Origin of the sequence: Vibrio sp. 10N.261.51.A3 (genome assembly GCF_041471965.1) — a bacterium.
Taxonomy (GTDB): Bacteria; Pseudomonadota; Gammaproteobacteria; order Enterobacterales; family Vibrionaceae; genus Vibrio; species Vibrio crassostreae_C.
The window spans coordinates 47,950-67,606 of record NZ_JBFRPK010000048.1 but is presented as its reverse complement, the minus strand read 5'-3'; the positions used below and the strand labels follow the sequence as shown (position 1 = coordinate 67,606).

Below are 19,657 nucleotides of genomic sequence, written 5' to 3'. Positions count from 1 at the left end.
TTGTGTATAAGAGACAGCCCGAGGGAGCCTTTGATTAGGGTTCTAGTGACTATTCGCTTATGTTTTTATTTTAAAATGCTTCTTCGAGCGTTTGTTCGTTCTTTTTTTCTGTTTGTTTCTCGCTGGTCTCTACCTCTTTCAAGCGCGCAGTGAAGTGTCTTAACACCGGCGGCTCGTAGGTAAAATAGAGCCCTTTCACTTGTCCTGCATTCTCTTTCACTTTTTCGAATGCTTCGATAATGAAGTCCATGTGTGTTTGTGTGTAGGTCGCGCGAGGAATGGTAAGGCGCAACAACTCAGCAGGACATGGGTGTTGTTCACCTGTTGCTGGGTCGCGTCCTTGCAGCAAAGACCCAATCTCAACCGCTCTGATACCCGCGACTTTATAGAGTTCGCACGCCAAAGCATGTGCGGGAAACTGACCAGCCGGGATATGAGGCAGCAATTTACCCGCATCGACAAACGCAGCATGACCGCCTGCTTGCTGGCACACGATGCCCATCGCTTCTAAGCCATCAACAAGGTATTGAACCTGGCCAATACGGTACTCTAACCAATCTTGGCGCATGCCGTCATAAAGGCCAACCGCAAGACGCTCCATCGCGCCACCTTCTAAGCCACCATAGGTTGGGAAGCCCTCTTGCACCACACACAAGGTTCGACACTCTGTGTACACATCCATGAAAGCGTCGTCTTTAAAGCACAACAAGCCGCCCATTTGTACCATGGCATCTTTCTTGGCAGACATAGCTAAACCATCCGCGTATTTGTAAGACTCACGCGTGATCTGTTCGATTGTCCAATCCTGATAACCCGCTTCACGTTGTTGAATGAAGTAGGCATTTTCTGCGTAGCGTGCCGAGTCCATGATCACAGGAATATCGTACTTCTGAGCGATTTCATACACGGCTTTTAGATTGGCGATAGACACTGGCTGTCCACCAGCAGAGTTACAAGTAATGGTGCTCACAATGTAGGGAACATTGGCTGCGCCCGCTTCTAAGATCGCTTCTTCCAGCTTCACCACATCGAAGTTGCCTTTGAAATCCGCGTTCACTGAGGTATCGAACGCTTCTTTGGTATAAACGTTCTTCGCCACACAGCAATTCACTTGGGTGTGGCCTTGTGTTGTATCGAAGAAGTAGTTCGACAAGGCGACCATTTTGCTGCGATCGAGCCCTTTCTCCATTTCACGCTTCTTAATAAGAACCGGAATGTAGATCTGCTCTGCACCGCGTCCTTGGTGTGTTGGAATCGTCAACTCGTAACCGAAGATATCCTTAACCGCATTCGACAATGCGTAGTAACTGCGGCTACCACTGTAAGCTTCATCACCCATTAACATCGCGGCTTGCATACGCTGAGTGATAGATCCTGTTCCGCTGTCTGTCAGTAAGTCGATAAACACATCATCACTGTCGAGCAAAAATGGGTTCATGCCCGCGTCGACAATGGCTTGTTCACGATAGGCGCGAGTTGTTCTTTTTACTGGCTCTACAACACGAATACGAAACGGTTCTGGTAGATGTTTGAAGTTTTCCATAATAATACCTTTCAATACATTCCGATCAGGTCGAAATGTATTTTCTTTAGATGTCACGAGTCCTCACTATTAAATTAATAGTTCCGTATAAAGATACACAGAAAATTAACAGTGAAAATAAACAAATTAAATAATGACTTATTAATCAAACCTAAACAGAGGCTAAGATAATTAGCGAGAACGACAAAAAACGAATACCCTACACGGAATAATAAGTGCGACATTCATACGTTCAAAGGTTATCAAAGCTGCTGATAGGTAAACAAAGCTCGCTGCTTTGCTGGCGCGTGACGCCCAGAGGGTACTACTCTGAAGAAAGGTGGAACGAGAGTTGGTGATCTAAGGTATACCAAGCTAATAAGGTTAGCCAAGTTGTTGATTGCCATTTCAGATACATGTTCACAATATATCCCTACGTTGAAATCAAGATGATCCGAAGTTTAAATATAGTGCAATTGTTTTATAAATACAGCTTAAAAAAGTATAAATGTGATCAATATTTAGAATGATGATTAAATACGATAGCGTGTTATATAAAATGTGAATCACAGCTGTTTATATACTATTAAACTAGTTCAGCGAGAACCTTAATAATATCAAATCTCTTTTGAAATCAACACCTCTCTAATAAGGGGCGAAGATAGCTGTTTTCTAAAAAAGCCATCATCTAATAAAGCCAAGATCCAAAACTCGCCGATCTAGAAAAGATAAATTCTGATGAGGCTCAAACCTCACCAGAACCGTATTCGCAGTGAATAACTTACTTCTTCTTCACGGCTTGCTTGATGGCCATTTCAGCCAGTTTTGGTGTCGCCGCTTTCAATACGCTGGGTGCCACCTTCTTACCCACTTTGACTGCTTTATTCAGTTGGCCTTTAACCGACGAGCCTCTTTTCATGGCTTCTAAACGTTGGCGGTTTCTCTGAACGTTATTTGCGTCAGCGATACGCTCTATCAACGTCTGCCTTAAAGTATCTAAACCAAACTGTACCTTTTCTGGCGCAATCGCCAGCGGTAACACGATATCGGTTTGCAGCAATATATGATTGTATTCGAGCGCTTGAGCAATGATCTTCGCTTTGGTCGATGTTGGATTCTCTAAGTCATACGGTGGCTGCCAATCGTCTACAGGCTTTAATCTGTCTACCTGATTCACAACCGACACCACAACCGGTTTCTTGCGTGAGATGTTCTTAGGATCGTCATAGAAAGCATCAAATCTATCTTTCAATTGCTTATCCAAATCACGTGCAGACTGATTGGCTTTAAGCACCCATAGCACCACATCCGCTTGGGTCATCTCTTTCAGCATTAAGGCTTCGGTTTTAGGATTGCCATCAAGCCCCTGAAGATCAACAACGCGAACATCATTGTCGTCGACAAACGCGTTATACACCGTTGAAGTGTCGGTTGATGGCAGCACATCCACTTCTGCAACCAACTCTTGCTTGAGTGCATTGATAAGTGAAGATTTACCCGAACTGGTTTGTCCCACCAGCACGATTCGCACAGGCTCTAGCTCTGGAGCAAAGCGTTGTTCGTCGAGTTCAGAAACATCAGACACTTTAAGTGCCTCATCTTCAATGCTGAAACGTCCGCTGTAGAGGTCAATCGCCACCGCCGCAACTTCATCTAACAAGGCTTGTTTGGCGGCGTATTGCATGTCATCAACCACACCCCTTGTCATCGTTGCTGTCGCTTGTTCTCGTCCTAAATCAGAAATCACCTTGAGCGGATTCAAATACAAGTTTTTAAGGTGGTTACCCCAAATAGCCGCTTTGAAGATCTTCTGTCCTAGCTCACCGTATTTATCGTAGGCTTCGTAGCCCGCTTTGATGTAAGAAACCTTGAGATACTCAATGCCGGGGATATGCTCTCGCACTACCAATTTGTAGCGTCGGCTGACCTCTTCGAACAGCTTTAGCCCTTCAGGAATCGAAAAATCGAGTGATTTCTTATCAAACTTTTTCGCAACAAATTCAAGTACCTCTAAACCGGTTTGGTCTAGGTTACCCCACTCTATGTCGACCATTAATTGTTGGCGTACATGGTGTTTTGAATCATTCCAGATCGACAGTTCTTTTTGAGACCAATCAGCCGAAGCCTTAACCAATGCATCGTTGATATCAGCTTTTTTATGCTGTGATTCAGCTTCAACAGTATCCTCGCCAAGGCCGCCACTCTCTTTATTCGAGAAAGACTCTTTATTTGAAGAGCGGCTTGAAGAACGGCTAGAAATGAATAAAGGAATGGTGAACACCAAGGTACTCACGGCAATGGCAATCGACATTTCGAGTAGATAACCGTATTTGATCGCCAAGAAGACACCAAAACCCATCATGATAATGCTTGGGAAGATCGCCGAAATCAGGGCAATGCCCCAGCGTCCGCTCGATAGCACCGCCAGTAATCGAAATAGGTTTCTAATTTTCTTCATAACCCGACGCCGCCTTTCCTTTTTTCAGAGATTCTTTGTAGATCTTCTGCATCTCTTGTTCAGACACTTCTTCACCTTTGTTCTTATGATAGAAGTAAAAACAAGCCGCGCGACCTAAACCATAAGAGGTGCCGAAACTCATTGCCGCTGCAGCCACCGCACCTACCGTTTGACCATAAACTGGAATCAGCTTTATCAACTGTCGAGTGCCCAGCTTCATTCCGTATTGCAAAGCAAAGCTGCTTCCCAGAGTACCTATCAACTCACTAAAGACTCTCTTATTCCATTCGACCCCATATTGATTGGCCAAGCTGTGAAGCATTTTGGCTTGAATCGCAGGTACCGACACCAAACCAACACCCGGAATCAGGTCACTCGCTGCGGCACTTCCTGCATACCAAAGCACTTCGTTTTCTACTTGATCAAAGTTGGCTTCTTCTTGCGTGGAATGTTCTTTGTCTTGCACCATCATTCCTATCACCGGAAGAATACTGCTCAGCTTTTCTAACAAGATGTCATAGTTGTAAACCGCTTCGCTGTTAGACATAGCGTTGTCATCCGTTTCGAAATCGACCGCTACCGATTCAAACTCTTTACCCCAAGCCTTCTCTACTTGGTTGCTGTTGAACTGAATTTGCCTTGCTCGATCTGGTTCACTGGAAGACAACACCGCCGTATGAAGCAGCAACAAGTGTTTAATCTTCTTCTGTTTCTTAATCTGTTTTAGAGCCGTAAGCACAGCGGATTGTTCAGGTTCGTCGGCTTTCATTACAACGACTAACGCATTACCTGCCTGACCAATCTCTTCCAAATCCTCTTTCGCATCGTAATTCGCTTCGCTGAGTCCTCTGGTATCAAGAAACCTCATCACGGGTTTGTCTTGCGGAAACTCATACGACATCGCCGTCATGGTACAAGGCGCAAAACCATTGCCCACTTCTACAGAAGAGTCGCCCGTGACCGCTTGAATAAACGATGACTTGCCCGCCCCCGTTTTGCCCAACAGCCACAATGTAGGAAGATGCTTGCGCTGATATTCATGAGCCTGAGTCAAGTCTGGGTTCTTGCTCGGATTAATGAAGTCTTTTATTTGATCAAACATGTTTAGAGTAACGCTCACTTGATGTTGAGATTCGAGTTGATGACAAAGCAATACTGACTTATATAATCACAAATCATATTAAACTTATGTTTGTTCAGTCGCACAGGTTTACAATGCCTAAACGCTTGTTTTTATTTGCGCGCTCATTTTTATAGACGCTTTTTTATACGTACGGGTATCATCGTATTGATTCGGGTACCTAACGAACATCAACAAACACAGAGAGCTCAAAGAGAAGTATGGAACAAATTTATTTAGCTGGCGGCTGCTTGTGGGGTGTACAAGAATTTATTAAGTACGTTCCTGGTGTTATCAGCACAGAAGCAGGCCGTGCCAATGGAAGCGCCCAGCCAACAGAGAACAAAACGACACAAAGCGACGGCACACAAAGCGATTACAATGGCTACGCGGAGTGCGTACAAATTGAATTTGATCCAAACATCACGTCAGTCACGATTTTGATGGAACACTTGTTTGAGATTATCGACCCTTACAGCTTGAATAAACAAGGTGTCGATGTCGGAGAGAAATACCGCACAGGTGTATACAGCACTAATGCAGAACACTTAACCGAAGCTAAGCACTATATTTCTTCAAGAGATGATGCCGACCGTATCGCTGTTGAGGTGTTGCCGTTGACCAATTATATTGCCAGCGACGACATCCACCAGCATCACTTAAGTCACTTCCCTGAAGATCACCACTTATGTCATATCCCTTGGGATCTACTGCATAAGTATAAATCACAGTAGTCTCGACGTAAGATTGAGATGATCACGACCTAAGATCGATAAAGCCTCAACAGACATTATCTGTTGAGGCTTTTTAAGTGTTATGGTCAGGACAGCTATCGTGAATTGATTTGGTAGCTCAAGCCATTAACCTTTAGCCATTAGCCATTAGCCATTAACTAATAGATTACTTAGTCGTATTCTCAAGCACGTAGTCTGGACCCGCTGTTTCAGCTGTCACAACCGCAAGTTTAGACACGTCTGCGCCTTCACCTTGGTAAGCGTTAATGCCATTTTCTACAACGACTTTTGGTAGCTCAACCGAGTAGCCTTCGATCAGTTCAGAATCCGTTACTTGACCTACGTAAGTTTCGTCTGTGTAGGTTGCGCCAACTAATGGGAAGTCTTGCGTTGCACGGACACTTACAAATTCAGGTGACTGCGAGTTATCAACCACATTGTGTTTAAACGCCACATCAACACCCGCATAAATGCCTTCCACTTCTGCGTTGTCAAACAAACTTACACGGTGACTTTGGTTGCCGTAAACAATGCCCCACTCAGTATCAACTAGAGAGTTGTTCTCGATAGTGATGTTTTTCGGTGTCCACTGCTTGTTAAGCTCTTTGCCTTTCACCGATTGATCTAACTGCTCACCATTCGCTACGTCGATGATACCTGTGTTGATAACAATGCCGCCACGTAGGTCAGCGTTACCTTCAATCAAGCCATCGCGGCCTCGAGTATTTGCAATGTAGTTATTGCGGATCACATGGTCTTCATCGTAGATACGGACGCCGCCCGTTAGGCGCTTTCCATTACCAAGAATCATGTTGTTCTCAACTGTGTTGCCTTTTCCGTGACGCAGTGAAATAAGCGCAGTGCTTTGGAAAATAGTATTACCTGAGATCGTGTTGTCGCCCGACTTAATCGAGATAAGCTCACGCTCACCATCCATATCGATCATTAGGTTGTTCACGAACTTAGAACTTGAATCCCACTGTGAAGCTTTAGAATCACCAATACGGATCGCTTCCCAGCTGTTGCCGTTGTAACGAATCGCTTCTTTAATGTCGAATTCGTTGAACTGGTTAGGCTTTTGGTCCATGAAGATGTTGTTTGCGATCAGGTGGTTGTCTGCTGTGTCATCTTTTTGCACACCAATCAAAGTGCCGCGTTTTTGCTTACCTTCGAAACGGTTGTTGATGACTTTGCCGTCTTTACCCCATAGAGAAACCCAAAGGTACTTTGGATACTCAGAACGACGCTCGTCTGGCTCGTACGTGTAATCGTGGTTGAAGTAGTAGAATGTTGAGTTTTGAAGCGTATTGCCATTACCCATCATACGAACTGCGCCAAAGCGTTCGTTAGGACCGCCCTCAGTAAATACCAAGCCATCAAGCGTGATGTCATCACCTTTCAGTTCAAACTGAATCAAACCAGTGATCCACGCAGATCCTGCTTGCTCGGCCTTGATAGTGATGTCATTCGCCGTAATAGTCACTTGACCTAAGTTCGCGTATTTACCGGCAGGGATCACCACTTCATCGCCATCTTTTAGGTTTTCAAATTGTGCTTTAAGCGCAGCCACTTGTTCTTCTGAAGCAACGGCTAAAGTGTCGCCATCTACCTCAGTTAAGCGGTCACTGCTCAATAGGTAACTACGGTCGATTTCGCTAATAGCTGGCGCAGCTTGTTCAGCGACACTGACTACGGGCGCTGTTTTTTCTTGTGTTGTACAGCCAGTTGCAAAAGCGAGCGTGAACGCGCTAATAATGCTTACCGATAATAGTTTTTTGTTCATCGTACATCTCACATTAAAGTTTGGATTATAAAAATGACGACCACCCGTTCAGGTGGCCGTGATGTTATTTAGGATGCGAATTAGATTAGCCTTCGGCTGGAGTCACTTCGTCTTGTTGCTCGACTTTGTCATCGACTGCTTTAACAAGTAACAGACCAACAGAGAACACAATCAAGCCACACAGAACGAATACCATGCGTCCCCACATTGGGTTTGGCAGTACGAACATAGTCATTACGCCCACACCCGCTACCGCGATAAGTGAACCCAACATACGACGTTGCTTGTTATCCAGTTTCTTCTGTTCATTACTTTCAGCAACTAGTGGCGTCGCTAGGTTGTTGAAGAACTTGTCTACGTCTTTCTCACGGTGCTCAGCAAGAGGCTTGTAGAACAGTGTTGAAAGAACAAAGAAGCCAGCAGTAAATATGATGTGACCGATAAGGCCGATAGCCACTTTCAGGTCAGCCCACTCACGGCCAGTTAGTTCATTTAGACCGAACCAGTTTTGAATCATGTCCGCAGTGATAACGAAACCAACGAAGTAAGAAACCACACCACCTACAACTAGCGTGCCCCAACCTGCCCAATCCGGTGTTTTACGGATGAAGAAGCCACAGAATGCTGGAATTGTCATTGGGAAGCCGATCAATGCGCCCACGTACATCATGGTGTCGAAAAGGCTCAGACCTTTAAGAGAGTTGATGAACAGAGCAACCAAGATGATCGCGATACCGAAGAAGGTAGACGTTAGTTTAGAAACAACCATTAGCTCTTTCTCTGTCGCTTTAGGACGAAGAATCGGCTCGTAGAAGTTCTTAACGAAGATACCTGAGTTACGGTTTAGACCTGAGTCCATTGAAGACATTGTTGCTGCGAACATAGCGGCAATCAGAAGGCCAACCATACCTGCAGGCATGTATTCTTGAACGAAGTAAAGGTAAGCGAAGTCAGCGGCTTTGCTGCCAGCTTCTGGGTAAGCAGCTGCTAAATCAACACCTTGACCAGCCATGAACCAAGAAGGCATGAACCAGATGATTGGACCAAGCGTCATTAGTACACAAGCAAGCAGTGCTGCTTTACGTGCGTTGTTTGAATCTTTTGCAGCAAGGTAACGGTAAGAGTTAAGCATGTTGTTGGTAATGCTGAACTGCTTTAAGAAGATGAACACAGCCCAGATGCTGAAGATGCTCATGTAGTTAAGGTTGTCACCCGTGATGAACGAATCCGTTGGGAAGTCGCTAATGATCTGCGTAACACCGCCACCGTGGTAAATAGCAACGACTGCACATGTCACCGTTACTGCCATGATGATAACCATCTGCATAAAGTCAGATGCGATTACCGCCCAAGAGCCGCCCGTCACTGACATCACCAGTACAACCAGACCCGTTAGGACAATCGTCGTTGTCATATCAAAGCCGAAGATACCCGATGCGATGATTGCTAGACCATTCAACCAAATACCTGCAGAGATAACGCTGTTTGGCATACCAGACCAAGTAAATACTTGCTCATTCACCTTACCAAAACGCATACGAATCGCTTCAATTACCGTCACAACACGCAGTTGACGGAACTTCGGAGCGAAGTAAAGGTAGTTCATTAGGTAACCGAATGCGTTCGCGATGAAGATAATCGCTACGGCAAAGCCATCGGTAAAGGCTTTACCTGCTGCACCAGTAAATGTCCAAGCACTGAACTGGGTCATAAATGCGGTTGCACCTACCATCCACCACAGCATATTACCTCCCCCACGGAAGTAATCACTTGTCGTACTTGTAAACGTTCGAAACATCCACCCTATCGCAATTAAGAATAGGAAGTAGATGCCAACTATCAGGGTATTGAGTTCCATCGTTAGACCTTTTATTTATGTTTTTTTGTTGAGGTCACTATAAATAAATGGCAAGTATATTTGTACTACAATAATCCAAATGCGTGACAATGATCTTACAGTCTGACACTCAATTAATCATACAAGTGATCGAGTTCAAAGTTGCACCACCTAGGAGCGCAATTCCTCAAGTCAGTGCAGTTATCCGCACTAAATTTCGACCAAAACCCCGAAAAACATGAACAAAGTCTCTAAAAGTCGAAGATTCATCGTTAAAAACTATTATTCTTGACGATCAAAGCTTAAAGAAGAGCAGCAAAAATATCGTTAGATATAATTTATAAAAATGAATTAAACCAACATATTTGTAGTACAAATAAGATCGATAATTTGCTTTTAAAAGTTCCCTATATTAGGCAGCCAATAATGAAAACTTGAAAACCACTATTAGATACTGACAGGGATACACGGAAGTGAAATGCTTTTAACACACCCGTTACACTTTCCCCGTCCAATAAAAAGGTGTCATTATGAAGAAATACGTTCCAATCTTAATTGCTCTTAGTACGGTATCTTCTATGAGCTATGCAGCAACACCGCGTGAAGATGCTGTTGACTACTTACAGATGCGTAAAGGCGTGGCTTACCAAGTAAACCATTCAAAACCTTTCACTGGTCAATTTGAAGAGAAGTTCGATAACGGCCAAGTCGCGACCCAAGCTCAGTTTGCCGATGGCTTAGAACTTGGGCTAGAAACTAACTGGTATCCGAATGGCCAAGTCGCTTCTAAAGTGAATTACGTAAAAGGTGAACTGCAAGGCAAAGCTGAAACCTGGTATCCAAACGGACAGAAAAAAGCAGAACTCAATTATAAAGACAATGAACTATCAGGCACCGCCTCTCGCTGGTATCCCAATGGGGAACAAAGCCTGACAGCTGAATACAGCGACGGACAAAAAGATGGATTGGTAACGGACTACTACCCGAACGGAAATAAGGCCAGCCAAGCGAAGTTTGATGAAGGTGAAGTCGCGAACGGAAAACTTACTCGCTGGAATACTAACGGTGACAAAGTTGAAGAACTGACCTTTAAAGATCACAAAGTCACCTCTAAACAGGTGTGGATGCCTACAGAAAGCTAAGCCTCAAGAACAGCTCTCACGGAGCTCTTTGATATAACTAAACGCCTGCTGTTAAAGTTTGCAGCTACACGTCTGCAACTAAGAGACAAGAGAAGAGAAGAGAAACGAACATTCATGTGATTAAGCGTGAATGTTCGTGGCTTTGATGCTGTAACAGACTCACTTGAGCGTGTTGTCATCAACCTAAAAGCCTGTTCTTAAGCCGCGGTTTACACGCTTATTGAGCCGCACACGACTCTCTACTCAAATTTCAAATAAAAAAACGCTCATGTTGCCTGTATCAACATGAGCGCAAGGGTAGATCTTCGACTACCATCTCCTACCTTTCTAGATGAAAGCAGAAGTTATAATTAGAATAGTTGGGAGCAATAATCAAAATGCTTTCGCAAGCACTTCAACGATTTCTTCTTTGTCGCTGATGAGAACAACGGGTAACGATTCGAACCCAGTTCATTCCTATCAAGTTCATACTTATATAGCAGGCTATGTCACTACCTTGCCTACTACATTTCAAACCTTCTCTGATTTAGCTTTAAATCACCTCAAGTAAATGTCTCATGTTCTTAAAGCGGTGGATTTAATCCATTTAGCTTCAAGACCACTCTTACTTATTCGGCTTCACACCGTCTGTTCATGCAATCAACACAGCAAAGTTATGTGTTGCTACAGAAAGTTAGTAAATAATAATGTATTACAAATAAAAATGATATCTAAAGGTTCAATTTTTTGCTGTAGCGCACATTTATTGATGAACAAAACTCTTCAAAACCATTATCAACAGCCAAACAAATCACTAAAAAACATCAACTTAACAAAACAACTCGATTTTGTAACCCTTTGTAAATAGTGGTTTTGTCCTAACAACACGATCAAGTTCACAGATCATCACGCCTCGGATCGCTACCATATTTGTATTATTTAAATGCAAAATAAATTTGAAATAACCAAGAAATAATTTCAAAAACAAAATGCATTTAAGACAAGAACTACTCTATTTGGCTTGTAATTATGGCCAATACTCAACCATATAAATATGGAATTAATACCATGAATAAAACTAAAATCGTGATTGCTGTGGCATCTGTACTCGCTGCTGGCTCTGTATCTGCTGCGTCTTTCGATATGAGACACGAATACAAGAGTCATACAGATCAACACGCTACTCGTGTAAAACTTGGCGATAGCATTGGCAACTTCCTTGTAGATATCGAAGCGAAATTCAAGGGAGAAGACGGTAAATTCATGGAAGATTTGAAGAACAATGGTTGGGAGCTTGGTCTAAACTACCGTCATGTACTAAACGATAACTGGACAATGACTTACGGTATGCCAATTGAAGCTCGTGAATCTGGCGTTACATACAAGCCTCAAGTTCGTGCAACATACAAAGTGGATAGCGTTGATGGCCTAAGCCTAAGTGCTCGTTACCGTTACGATATGAGACAGAACACTAGCAGCTCAGAGTATCAATTCGATGACAATGGTGATGTTATTGTTGATAGTGACGGTGTTCCAATCACGGTTGATAAAAACGTTTCTAATCAACGTCGTCACCGTCTAACGGCAAACGTTAACTACTCAATGGAAAACTGGCGCTTTGGTCTAGAAGGTAACTACTACAAAGCGGATGGCTATGACATCTACGACAACGACGATACCAACTACGAGTTGAACGCAAGCATTCGCCATATTATGGGTCAATGGGCACCATATGTAGAGTTTGGTGATGTGAGCACTTCATCAACTAAAGCGACTCGTGAACTGCGTAGCCGTGTTGGTCTAACTTACAGCTTCTAATCGATAGCTACATGAATAATCTAAGATAATTACTGTCCTAATTTTCTAAGACCTAAACAAAAGCCAGCTTAATCGCTGGCTTTTTTTCCTTTAAAATCAGTAAAATAAGAGCCGCGCACTTGCAGCTCTTTTTCCTAGTGACTAATCCGATAGAGAAAGGCAACGGTCACATTATCGTTAGGCACAACTCGCTTCTGCTGAGCCAAAAACAATTCCGCTGTCGAAACGGCATCGGCTAATGCATTGTGGCTGTTGTACTCAGGAAGCCCGTACCTTTCGCGAGTCCCTGCCAAGGTTAAATCGACTTCTTCATGATTGCTGATCGCTTTCTCCATGCTTTTCTCAATACACAAGGTATCAAGCCAAAGCAGAGGAATCGCTCTTAAACCGTAGCAGCGAAGAAGGTATTGGCTAATGAACTTCTCTTCGACTACACACGCGTGCGCGACGATAATCTTGCCTTTCGCTGCTTCGAAGAAAGCGATCATCGCATCATGAATAGATGCGCCCTCTTCCAGCATCTGTGGTGTGATGTGGTTAATCACCGCAGTTTCAGCGTTAATCTGAGAATCATTGTTCAGGTAGATATGCTTGGCAGAAGCCAAATCGATTCGTCCTTTCACCACATCGACCCATCCCATAGACAAGATAAGATCTTGTTCGCTGTCTAAGCCTGTGGTTTCGAGATCCAACACGATATAGTCGCTGTCTTTGGCCAAATCCGTCATTTCAGGACAAGGCTGCTCTACGAGAGCATGTAACGCCTCTGGCAACTTAACCGTTCCCAAATATTGCTTACGTTTACGTTTAATTCGCTCAAGCGGGTGAAAATAGTTTAACAAGGCTTTCATTAACGCGCTCCGAAACGAATTTTCGCCGCTTCTTGAAGGTCAGCAATGATCCTAAAGGCATCTTTCAAGTGTTTACGCTCAAAGCTACCAAAGCTATCTGGGTTGATGTTGTTGTCAGGCACATCCCCGTTCTTCAGCGCTTCAAGTTGATGGCCAAAACGGAAAGAGAGAATGAACTGGTAAGCACCCAGAATGTTCTTGAATGCATCGTCGCTCAGCATGCCTTTTTCATTGGCAGCAGCGAAACGTTCGTCAGTCGCCGACAAATCGCACTCCACAGCAAGGCCATAAATACGCGCTAAGTCGATAATCAAGTTGATCGCGTACTTCTTCACGTTCAACGTTTTCTTATTCTCACCTGACTTCTCTAGCACTAAGCTATTGAAGATGCCAAGTGGCGGGTTGGTATTGACCGCGTCTTTCACTAGCGTGCTTAAAAACTCACGGTTACCGCGAATATTGCTATGCAGCTCATCGCGCAGAATACCTTCGAACTCACTGTTGCCGTAGATAGTACGAATTTCTAGGAACACACTGATATTAAGCAAGCGTTCGTACTCTGGGTTAGCCACCCACTTCTTGTAGTAGTGCTTCCATACACTGAGTGGCTGACACCATTTTGGCGTCGCAGCCATGAATTTACCTGGACATAATGGGTAGTGACAGCTTGCTAAGCCGTTGGTCACCATCATCGCTAAGTGTTTGAAGTAAATACGGTCACTGTCGGTTGCATCGTCAGCAAGAACAATCGCGCTGTCTTGGTCCGACAACATGTGCACTTCATTACGTGCGTGCGATCCGGCTACGATCCAAGAGAAATCACACGGTGGTGGGCCTAACTTATCAATCGCTATTTGAATCAATCGACGGGTGTAGGCGTCCATAATCATGGTCATTACCTTGCCGACGGTTTCAGGCGCCACTTTACCTTCCACCAGCGCTTCAAAAATAGCTTGTCGCTCTGAGGTGAACGAAGACATGGTTTTCACGCTGCCCGCGTATTTGATTTTCTCGATCAAGAATATCGCTTGAACACGGTGGTTTTGAACCAAATGAGACGTAGTAAGAAGACCAACGACCTTATTCTCTTTCACAACGGGCAAGTTACGGATATTAAATTGCATCATGATAGAGGCCGCATGCAGCACCAGATCATCCGGTTTTACAGTAAGTGGAGAGTGCGTCATTACCTCTGAGATCAGGCTATCAGTACTCACGCCGTGGGCAATCACTCGCTTAGTCATGTCTCGGTCGGTGATCAAACCAACAATGGTTTCACCTTCATAGATCACGGCACACGGTGAGCGTTGATGAAGCATTTCAACCGCAACCGACTGGATGGTTTGCTCAGACTTAACAATTGCCACCTGCCCGCTTGCCACTTCCTCAACTTTACGAATGAACAGGCCTTTCTCTTTATTCGACCAGACCACATCCAGTGCCGACTTCAAGCGAACCTGCGCCTGTGAAGCAAAGTGTTCTGCGCAACTTGGAAAGGCTTTGAAAAGCGTTTGAAGTGCCGAGTGTGGAATCACATAAAGTAAGGTGTTTTCGATTGCGACAGCTCTATAGCCTTTTTCGTCGTTGACTTCAGAATCTAAGAACGTAAAGCCAAACAAATCTTCACTGCCTAGACGAGCACGAAGCACACCATCCGATTTTCGTTGCTCCATAGAGCCCGTTCGAATGATATAGAGCGATTTTTCCTTCCCAGACTCACACAAATCGACCACATCTCCCTTACCGAGATAAGTAATTTGCACGTTAGAGGCAAGTTCGCGAAGTGCTTGTTTAGGGATCTTATCGAATGGGTCGATTTGACCTATGAATTGAAGAATATTTGGCAGTAGAGACTGGGGCATAATCACACTCACAATAATTTAATTAGTATTATTATATAACTTAAAATACTGGTTACTAGTGCTTTTAACGAAACAGCAAATAATAGATTAAATATTGGACACCAGTCAGGTTTTCATCAAATTTGGATGCAAAAAAAGCACGTATGGAACGTGCTTTTTAGAGGTCACTGCTGAAGTTAGCTTTTGTACAACCGTAATTTTAACTTTGACTACCCTAGTTTTGCGAGAATGACCTCTCGTCGATAATGCAAAACGATCAAAGCTAAAATAACAGTGAAAACAATTAACTAACGGCTGGTAATCTGTGATTTGTTTCTAACAGGTGACTTGCTGACGCGTGGCGTGCTTTGTCACTATTACCTGCCATGATTGCTTCATAAATCTGGCGGTGTTCGTTAATACAAGTACTTCCCTCTTCAGAAGAGTGAGAAATAAAGTTAACAAACATGGTCGTCAAGATGTTACCAAATGGAAGGTAGAAGTCGTTACCTGTTGCATTGAAGATCAGGCTATGGAATTTCATATCAATATCTAGCCAACGCTCTTGATCAAGCGTTTCTTCGCTAGAGATTTCTACCATTTGTTGGAAAATACTAGACAGCTCAATACGTTGTTCTGCACTCGCGAACTGAGCAGCTAAAGCACACGCTTCTGGCTCAATTGCACGGCGTAAACCCAAAAACTGATGACAGAATTGGTCTGTATCGGCCAAACCGTCCATCCATTCGATCAATTGTGGATCTAAGAAGTTCCAGAACGCGCGGTTAACAACGCGAGTACCAATCTTAGGACGAGATTCTAATAGACCTTTTGAAGTCAGAAGCTTAACCGCTTCTCTTAATGCTGTTCTACTGATACCAAATTGCTCACACAGAGCCATTTCACCAGGGATAATAGAACCTTGAGGCAAATTGCCCGACAAAATACCACGGGCGATTTCACGTGCAACTTGCACATGAAGGCTTCGCTTAGAGCCTGAAATAGAATTGAAAGAGCCAGCCATGTGTCTACTTACCGATTAGATATGTATTATTTAACTCGGACTATAGCACTGATTTATATCTTCACCAACACAGCATCAGAATAACGTGAGGTCACTACCAGTAAAGGTTGGAGCAATATTTCACAAACCTGCTCATCTTTAGGTTTATAAAACCAATTCAACCTATTAATTCATACAAATAGTTCTCATTTACTATTTCAATGTATGCGTGAACTCACAAAACCACCCTTACTCTCACTATTTATGTCGGTAATAACCCGTTTTTAGATAAACACCCTTGAATATAGCAAGTGTTATTGTATGATTTATTGGCGTGAATAATCTACAATATAGGCGGCTCTGATGTTTAACGATTTAAAAGGCAAACGCATTCTAATTACTGGCTCTACTGCTGGTATGGGTTTAGCTACCGCACGTGTCTTTGCAAAATACGGCGCAAAAATCGGCATCAATAGTCGTGCTTTCAGCCCAAAAGTCGATGACGTTCTATCTGAACTTACCGCACTGGGTGGCGATGTTGCCTTTTTTCCTGCAAACCTAATGGACACATTAGAGTGCGAAAGGTTAGTCAAAGAGTTCACTGATCATTTTGGTGGCATGGACGTGTTGATTAACAACGCCGGTGGCCTTGGTGGTCGCGCCAATCTAGAAAATATCGATGATGAGTTTTATGAGCGCGTAATGAACCTTAATGTTCGCTCTGCGCTGATGACAACCAAGTTCTCTATCCCGCACTTACGCGCCTCTGCTGCTGAGTCCGGGCAAACATCTTGTGTGATTAGCACGGGCTCTATTGCCGCTCGCGAAGGCGGTGGTGTTGGTGCAGGCATCTATGCCGCGTCTAAAGCTTGGTTGCACGACATTCACCGTAATTGGGTGAAAGAGTTCGCACAAGACAATATCCGTTTCAACATTGTTTCACCAGGCACTATCGATACCGCATTTCACGATGGTAAAAGCGACGATTTGAAAGCGACCATTGCTAACAACATTCCAATGGGACGCTTTGGCAATATTGATGAAGTTGCTCCTTCATTTGCTTTCTTTGCATCGCACGCTTGCAGCGGTTACATCACAGGTCAAATCCTAGATGTTAATGGCGGACAAATAACGCCTTAGTTAGCTGGTTTATATAAGCTCACTCAGCGATTTAAGTTCGCCACACTATATAAGGTCAACAGACCAGAGTAGATGAGGGAAAACCTCACACTAAATTCGACGTATACACTGACACTAAACGCCAGATTCGTCTGGCTTTTAGTGTTTTCAAAGTTTCAATTTCAGGTGGTTTAAATGTCAATATTTACATTGGTGGAAGATTCAAGCCGCCGAATTCATGTTCAAGTGGCGAGACAAATTGCTCGCAAGATCTTGTCAGGCGAGTTAGAAGAAAATCAAAAGTTACCCAGCGAAATGGAGCTGTGCGATATCTTTGGAGTAAGCAGAACTGCCCTTCGAGAATCAACCAAGCTACTTTCGGCAAAAGGTTTAATCGAGTCGAAGCCAAAAGTGGGCACTCGTATCAAGCCGAGAACACAGTGGCACTTCTTGGACCCGCAATTGCTGTACTGGATCCAAGATTTAGAAGATACCAAACCCTTCTTGTCTCAATTTTTAGGCTTAAGAAAAGCGATTGACCCGGAAGCGTGTGCACTCGCTGCAACTAATGCAACCGTTGAGCAACGCAAAGAGCTTTCGATTCTTTTCCAGAAGATGACTATCGCGGCAAATAACTTCGATTATGAAGAGTGGACGACCAACGATCACCTGTTTCACCAAACGATTTTCTTATCGACAGGTAATCAGTTTTACATTCCATTCGCGAATATTCTGTCGACTATCTTCAAGCAGTTTATCGACCACTCCGCTGAAGGCGGTCGCTTCTGTTTAGAAGAACACAAAGCGATTTACGACGCGATAATGTCAGGCGATGCCAAGCAAGCTCGAATTGCTTCTCAAGTCCTGCTAGACGATGAGAACCAAAAGCTCTCTAGGGTTGAATTAGCCATCGCATAACCGAGATTAACCAAACTGGCTTGTGTTTCAAAGACACAAGTCAGTCTTGTTTTAGCACCCATTTTTAACCATCAACTACCGTAGTGTTTTCTTCTTTAAACGCTCTACTCCGTCACCTCAGAGAAAGCTTACGGTTATACACATAAGGTGTTGTTTGTGTCTTCACAATCGTACGTAAGGAAAAATTTCTCTCTCGCCTGGCCCCTCGCCTTAAACGGTATCTTGATGCAGTCGATGTTGATGATCGACACACTGCTTGTCTCTCCTCTTGGTGAAATCCCTTTAGCTGCAATGGGGATTGCGACGACTATCGTTGCCTTTGTACTGGGAATTCAAATGGCGCTGGCAAACGGTACTCAGTTAGTATTAAGCCGCGCAGTGGGCTCTGGCATCGCCGCATCATTATCTAAAGCATTTTGGGCAGGGTTATTTATCAACCTTGGCGTAGCAACACTATTTTGGCTTCTACTTACTTTTTTCGAACAACCCTTGATTCAAGCTTTAACAGATGACGCTTCCCTTCACTTAGAAATCAGCCGCTATCTAGACATCTCGAAATACATCGTTATTTTTACCGCGTTAACGCAGGTGATCATTGCTTTATTTAATGCGCTAGGCAGAACTAAAGTCCCATTCAAAGGTTACTTAATTGAACTGCCTATCAATGCTGTACTCTCATATGTGCTGATTCATGGTTTTTCTAATTTTGAAGGGATTGGAGTACAAGGCGCTGCATTAGGCAGCATTATTGCAATAACGATCCGCTTGCTGTATTTGGTTTTGTGCGTGCATTTAAGCTCAGCGATTTCACTCAAATTAGACGCTCAGCGCTCTGAATTCTTTACCAACGTTCGCCGTCACTTTATCGAAATATTCCCTGTAGCAGCGAACGTGACCATGCTTTTGATTGGCGCAACGATATATCAATTGTTGTATTCGCAACTTAACATCAACGCTTACGTAGCGATTACTTTGGTGATGCCTTGGATCAGGGCTGTCTCTCAATTTATTACCGCTTGGGCTCACTCTTCCGCAATTACTATCAGCCAAGCGATTGGCTCTAAAAAGATGGATGACCTAGTCAAAAACGTCGATACCAGTATTGATATTGCGGTCGTCATTTCTTTTGTGTGTGCAATCTTGTTCGCAGGATTAAGTCTGGTCATTGGTGACATTTACCCGAACTTGGATGAGTCTACCTATCAAGCATTGGCCGTTATCGCCCCACTCTACATCTTCTTGCCGATTGTCCGTGGCTACAACACGGTTCATGGGAATGTATTAAGAGCCCTAGGAAAAACGACCGCAGTCTTCAAAATCAACTTTACTGGTCAATGGGTAATTTCAATTCCATTGTGTGCATTGATCATCTTTGGTTTAGATGGCTCTATCTTTTGGGCCTTTGCTATCCAACCATTCGAAGAAGTCGTTAAAGCTTTCCCATTCCGTCACTTAGCTCGAAAGTCTCTAAAGGAGTTTGATGCCGACAAAGCTAAAGAGTTGATGTATGACTAAACTCCGTATCGAGTTGT

General features: G+C 43.8%; 14 protein-coding genes. 6 read left to right on the top strand and 8 right to left on the bottom strand.

The window, feature by feature from the left end:
* Positions 1 to 70: 70 nt before the first annotated feature.
* The 3 genes from tnaA to AB4371_RS12530 all read right to left on the bottom strand — a co-directional run bounded on the left by tnaA (position 71) and on the right by AB4371_RS12530 (position 5,082).
* The gene (gene tnaA, locus AB4371_RS12540) at positions 71 to 1,543 is read right to left on the bottom strand and encodes a tryptophanase (protein ID WP_102398575.1); all 1,473 of its coding nucleotides are present in this window, start codon (positions 1,541 to 1,543) and stop codon (positions 71 to 73) included.
* Positions 1,544 to 2,303: 760 nt separating this feature from the next.
* The gene (locus AB4371_RS12535; protein WP_372149873.1) at positions 2,304 to 3,980 is read right to left on the bottom strand and encodes a GTPase family protein; all 1,677 of its coding nucleotides are present in this window, start codon (positions 3,978 to 3,980) and stop codon (positions 2,304 to 2,306) included.
* On the bottom strand, positions 3,967 to 5,082 hold the full coding sequence (locus AB4371_RS12530; RefSeq protein WP_372135675.1) for a YcjF family protein: 1,116 nt from the start codon (positions 5,080 to 5,082) through the stop codon (positions 3,967 to 3,969). The genes AB4371_RS12535 and AB4371_RS12530 overlap by 14 nt, the downstream gene beginning before the upstream one ends.
* Positions 5,083 to 5,321: 239 nt before the next feature.
* On the opposite strand from AB4371_RS12530, the gene AB4371_RS12525 reads away from it, so the two are divergent.
* Positions 5,322 to 5,834 carry a peptide-methionine (S)-S-oxide reductase gene (locus tag AB4371_RS12525; RefSeq protein ID WP_102398578.1) on the top strand — a complete coding sequence of 171 codons (513 nt, stop codon included), beginning with the start codon at positions 5,322 to 5,324 and terminating at the stop codon, positions 5,832 to 5,834.
* A 166-nt stretch (positions 5,835 to 6,000) separates the two neighbouring features.
* Here the strand turns inward: AB4371_RS12525 and AB4371_RS12520 are convergent, their stop codons facing one another.
* Both AB4371_RS12520 and AB4371_RS12515 read right to left on the bottom strand, forming a co-directional pair.
* Positions 6,001 to 7,617 carry a polysaccharide lyase 6 family protein gene (locus AB4371_RS12520; RefSeq protein WP_102398579.1) on the bottom strand — a complete coding sequence of 539 codons (1,617 nt, stop codon included), beginning with the start codon at positions 7,615 to 7,617 and terminating at the stop codon, positions 6,001 to 6,003.
* Positions 7,618 to 7,702: 85 nt separating this feature from the next.
* Positions 7,703 to 9,475, bottom strand: coding sequence for a sodium:solute symporter family transporter (locus AB4371_RS12515; protein ID WP_017067389.1), 1,773 nt, complete (start codon positions 9,473 to 9,475; stop codon positions 7,703 to 7,705).
* Positions 9,476 to 9,984: 509 nt separating this feature from the next.
* On the opposite strand from AB4371_RS12515, the gene AB4371_RS12510 reads away from it, so the two are divergent.
* A complete protein-coding gene (locus AB4371_RS12510) occupies positions 9,985 to 10,596 on the top strand; it encodes a toxin-antitoxin system YwqK family antitoxin (protein WP_017061462.1) in 612 nt (203 codons plus the stop codon).
* Positions 10,597 to 11,643: 1,047 nt separating this feature from the next.
* Entirely contained in the window at positions 11,644 to 12,393 is a 750-nt protein-coding gene (locus AB4371_RS12505; protein WP_017069963.1) for an oligogalacturonate-specific porin KdgM family protein, read from the top strand.
* Between the two features lie 134 nt (positions 12,394 to 12,527).
* Here AB4371_RS12505 and AB4371_RS12500 read toward each other — a convergent pair whose 3' ends face one another.
* From AB4371_RS12500 to AB4371_RS12490, 3 genes are all read right to left on the bottom strand, one after another.
* Positions 12,528 to 13,244 carry a 3'-5' exonuclease gene (locus AB4371_RS12500; RefSeq protein WP_136981706.1) on the bottom strand — a complete coding sequence of 239 codons (717 nt, stop codon included), beginning with the start codon at positions 13,242 to 13,244 and terminating at the stop codon, positions 12,528 to 12,530.
* Positions 13,244 to 15,106, bottom strand: a complete 1,863-nt coding sequence (locus AB4371_RS12495; RefSeq protein WP_017069961.1) for a DUF294 nucleotidyltransferase-like domain-containing protein — start codon at positions 15,104 to 15,106, stop codon at positions 13,244 to 13,246. The genes AB4371_RS12500 and AB4371_RS12495 overlap by 1 nt, the downstream gene beginning before the upstream one ends.
* Before the next feature lie 283 nt (positions 15,107 to 15,389).
* Positions 15,390 to 16,109: a FadR/GntR family transcriptional regulator gene (locus AB4371_RS12490; RefSeq protein ID WP_136981708.1), complete on the bottom strand. Its 720-nt coding sequence runs from the start codon at positions 16,107 to 16,109 to the stop codon at positions 15,390 to 15,392.
* 342 nt (positions 16,110 to 16,451) lie between these two features.
* On the opposite strand from AB4371_RS12490, the gene AB4371_RS12485 reads away from it, so the two are divergent.
* The 3 genes from AB4371_RS12485 (at position 16,452) to AB4371_RS12475 (ending at position 19,640) form a co-directional block, all read left to right on the top strand.
* A complete protein-coding gene (locus AB4371_RS12485) occupies positions 16,452 to 17,228 on the top strand; it encodes an SDR family NAD(P)-dependent oxidoreductase (RefSeq protein ID WP_048607046.1) in 777 nt (258 codons plus the stop codon).
* Positions 17,229 to 17,402: 174 nt separating this feature from the next.
* Positions 17,403 to 18,125 carry a FadR/GntR family transcriptional regulator gene (locus tag AB4371_RS12480; protein WP_048613964.1) on the top strand — a complete coding sequence of 241 codons (723 nt, stop codon included), beginning with the start codon at positions 17,403 to 17,405 and terminating at the stop codon, positions 18,123 to 18,125.
* Positions 18,126 to 18,272: 147 nt separating this feature from the next.
* Entirely contained in the window at positions 18,273 to 19,640 is a 1,368-nt protein-coding gene (locus AB4371_RS12475) for an MATE family efflux transporter (RefSeq protein ID WP_080582237.1), read from the top strand.
* Positions 19,641 to 19,657: the final 17 nt, after the last annotated feature.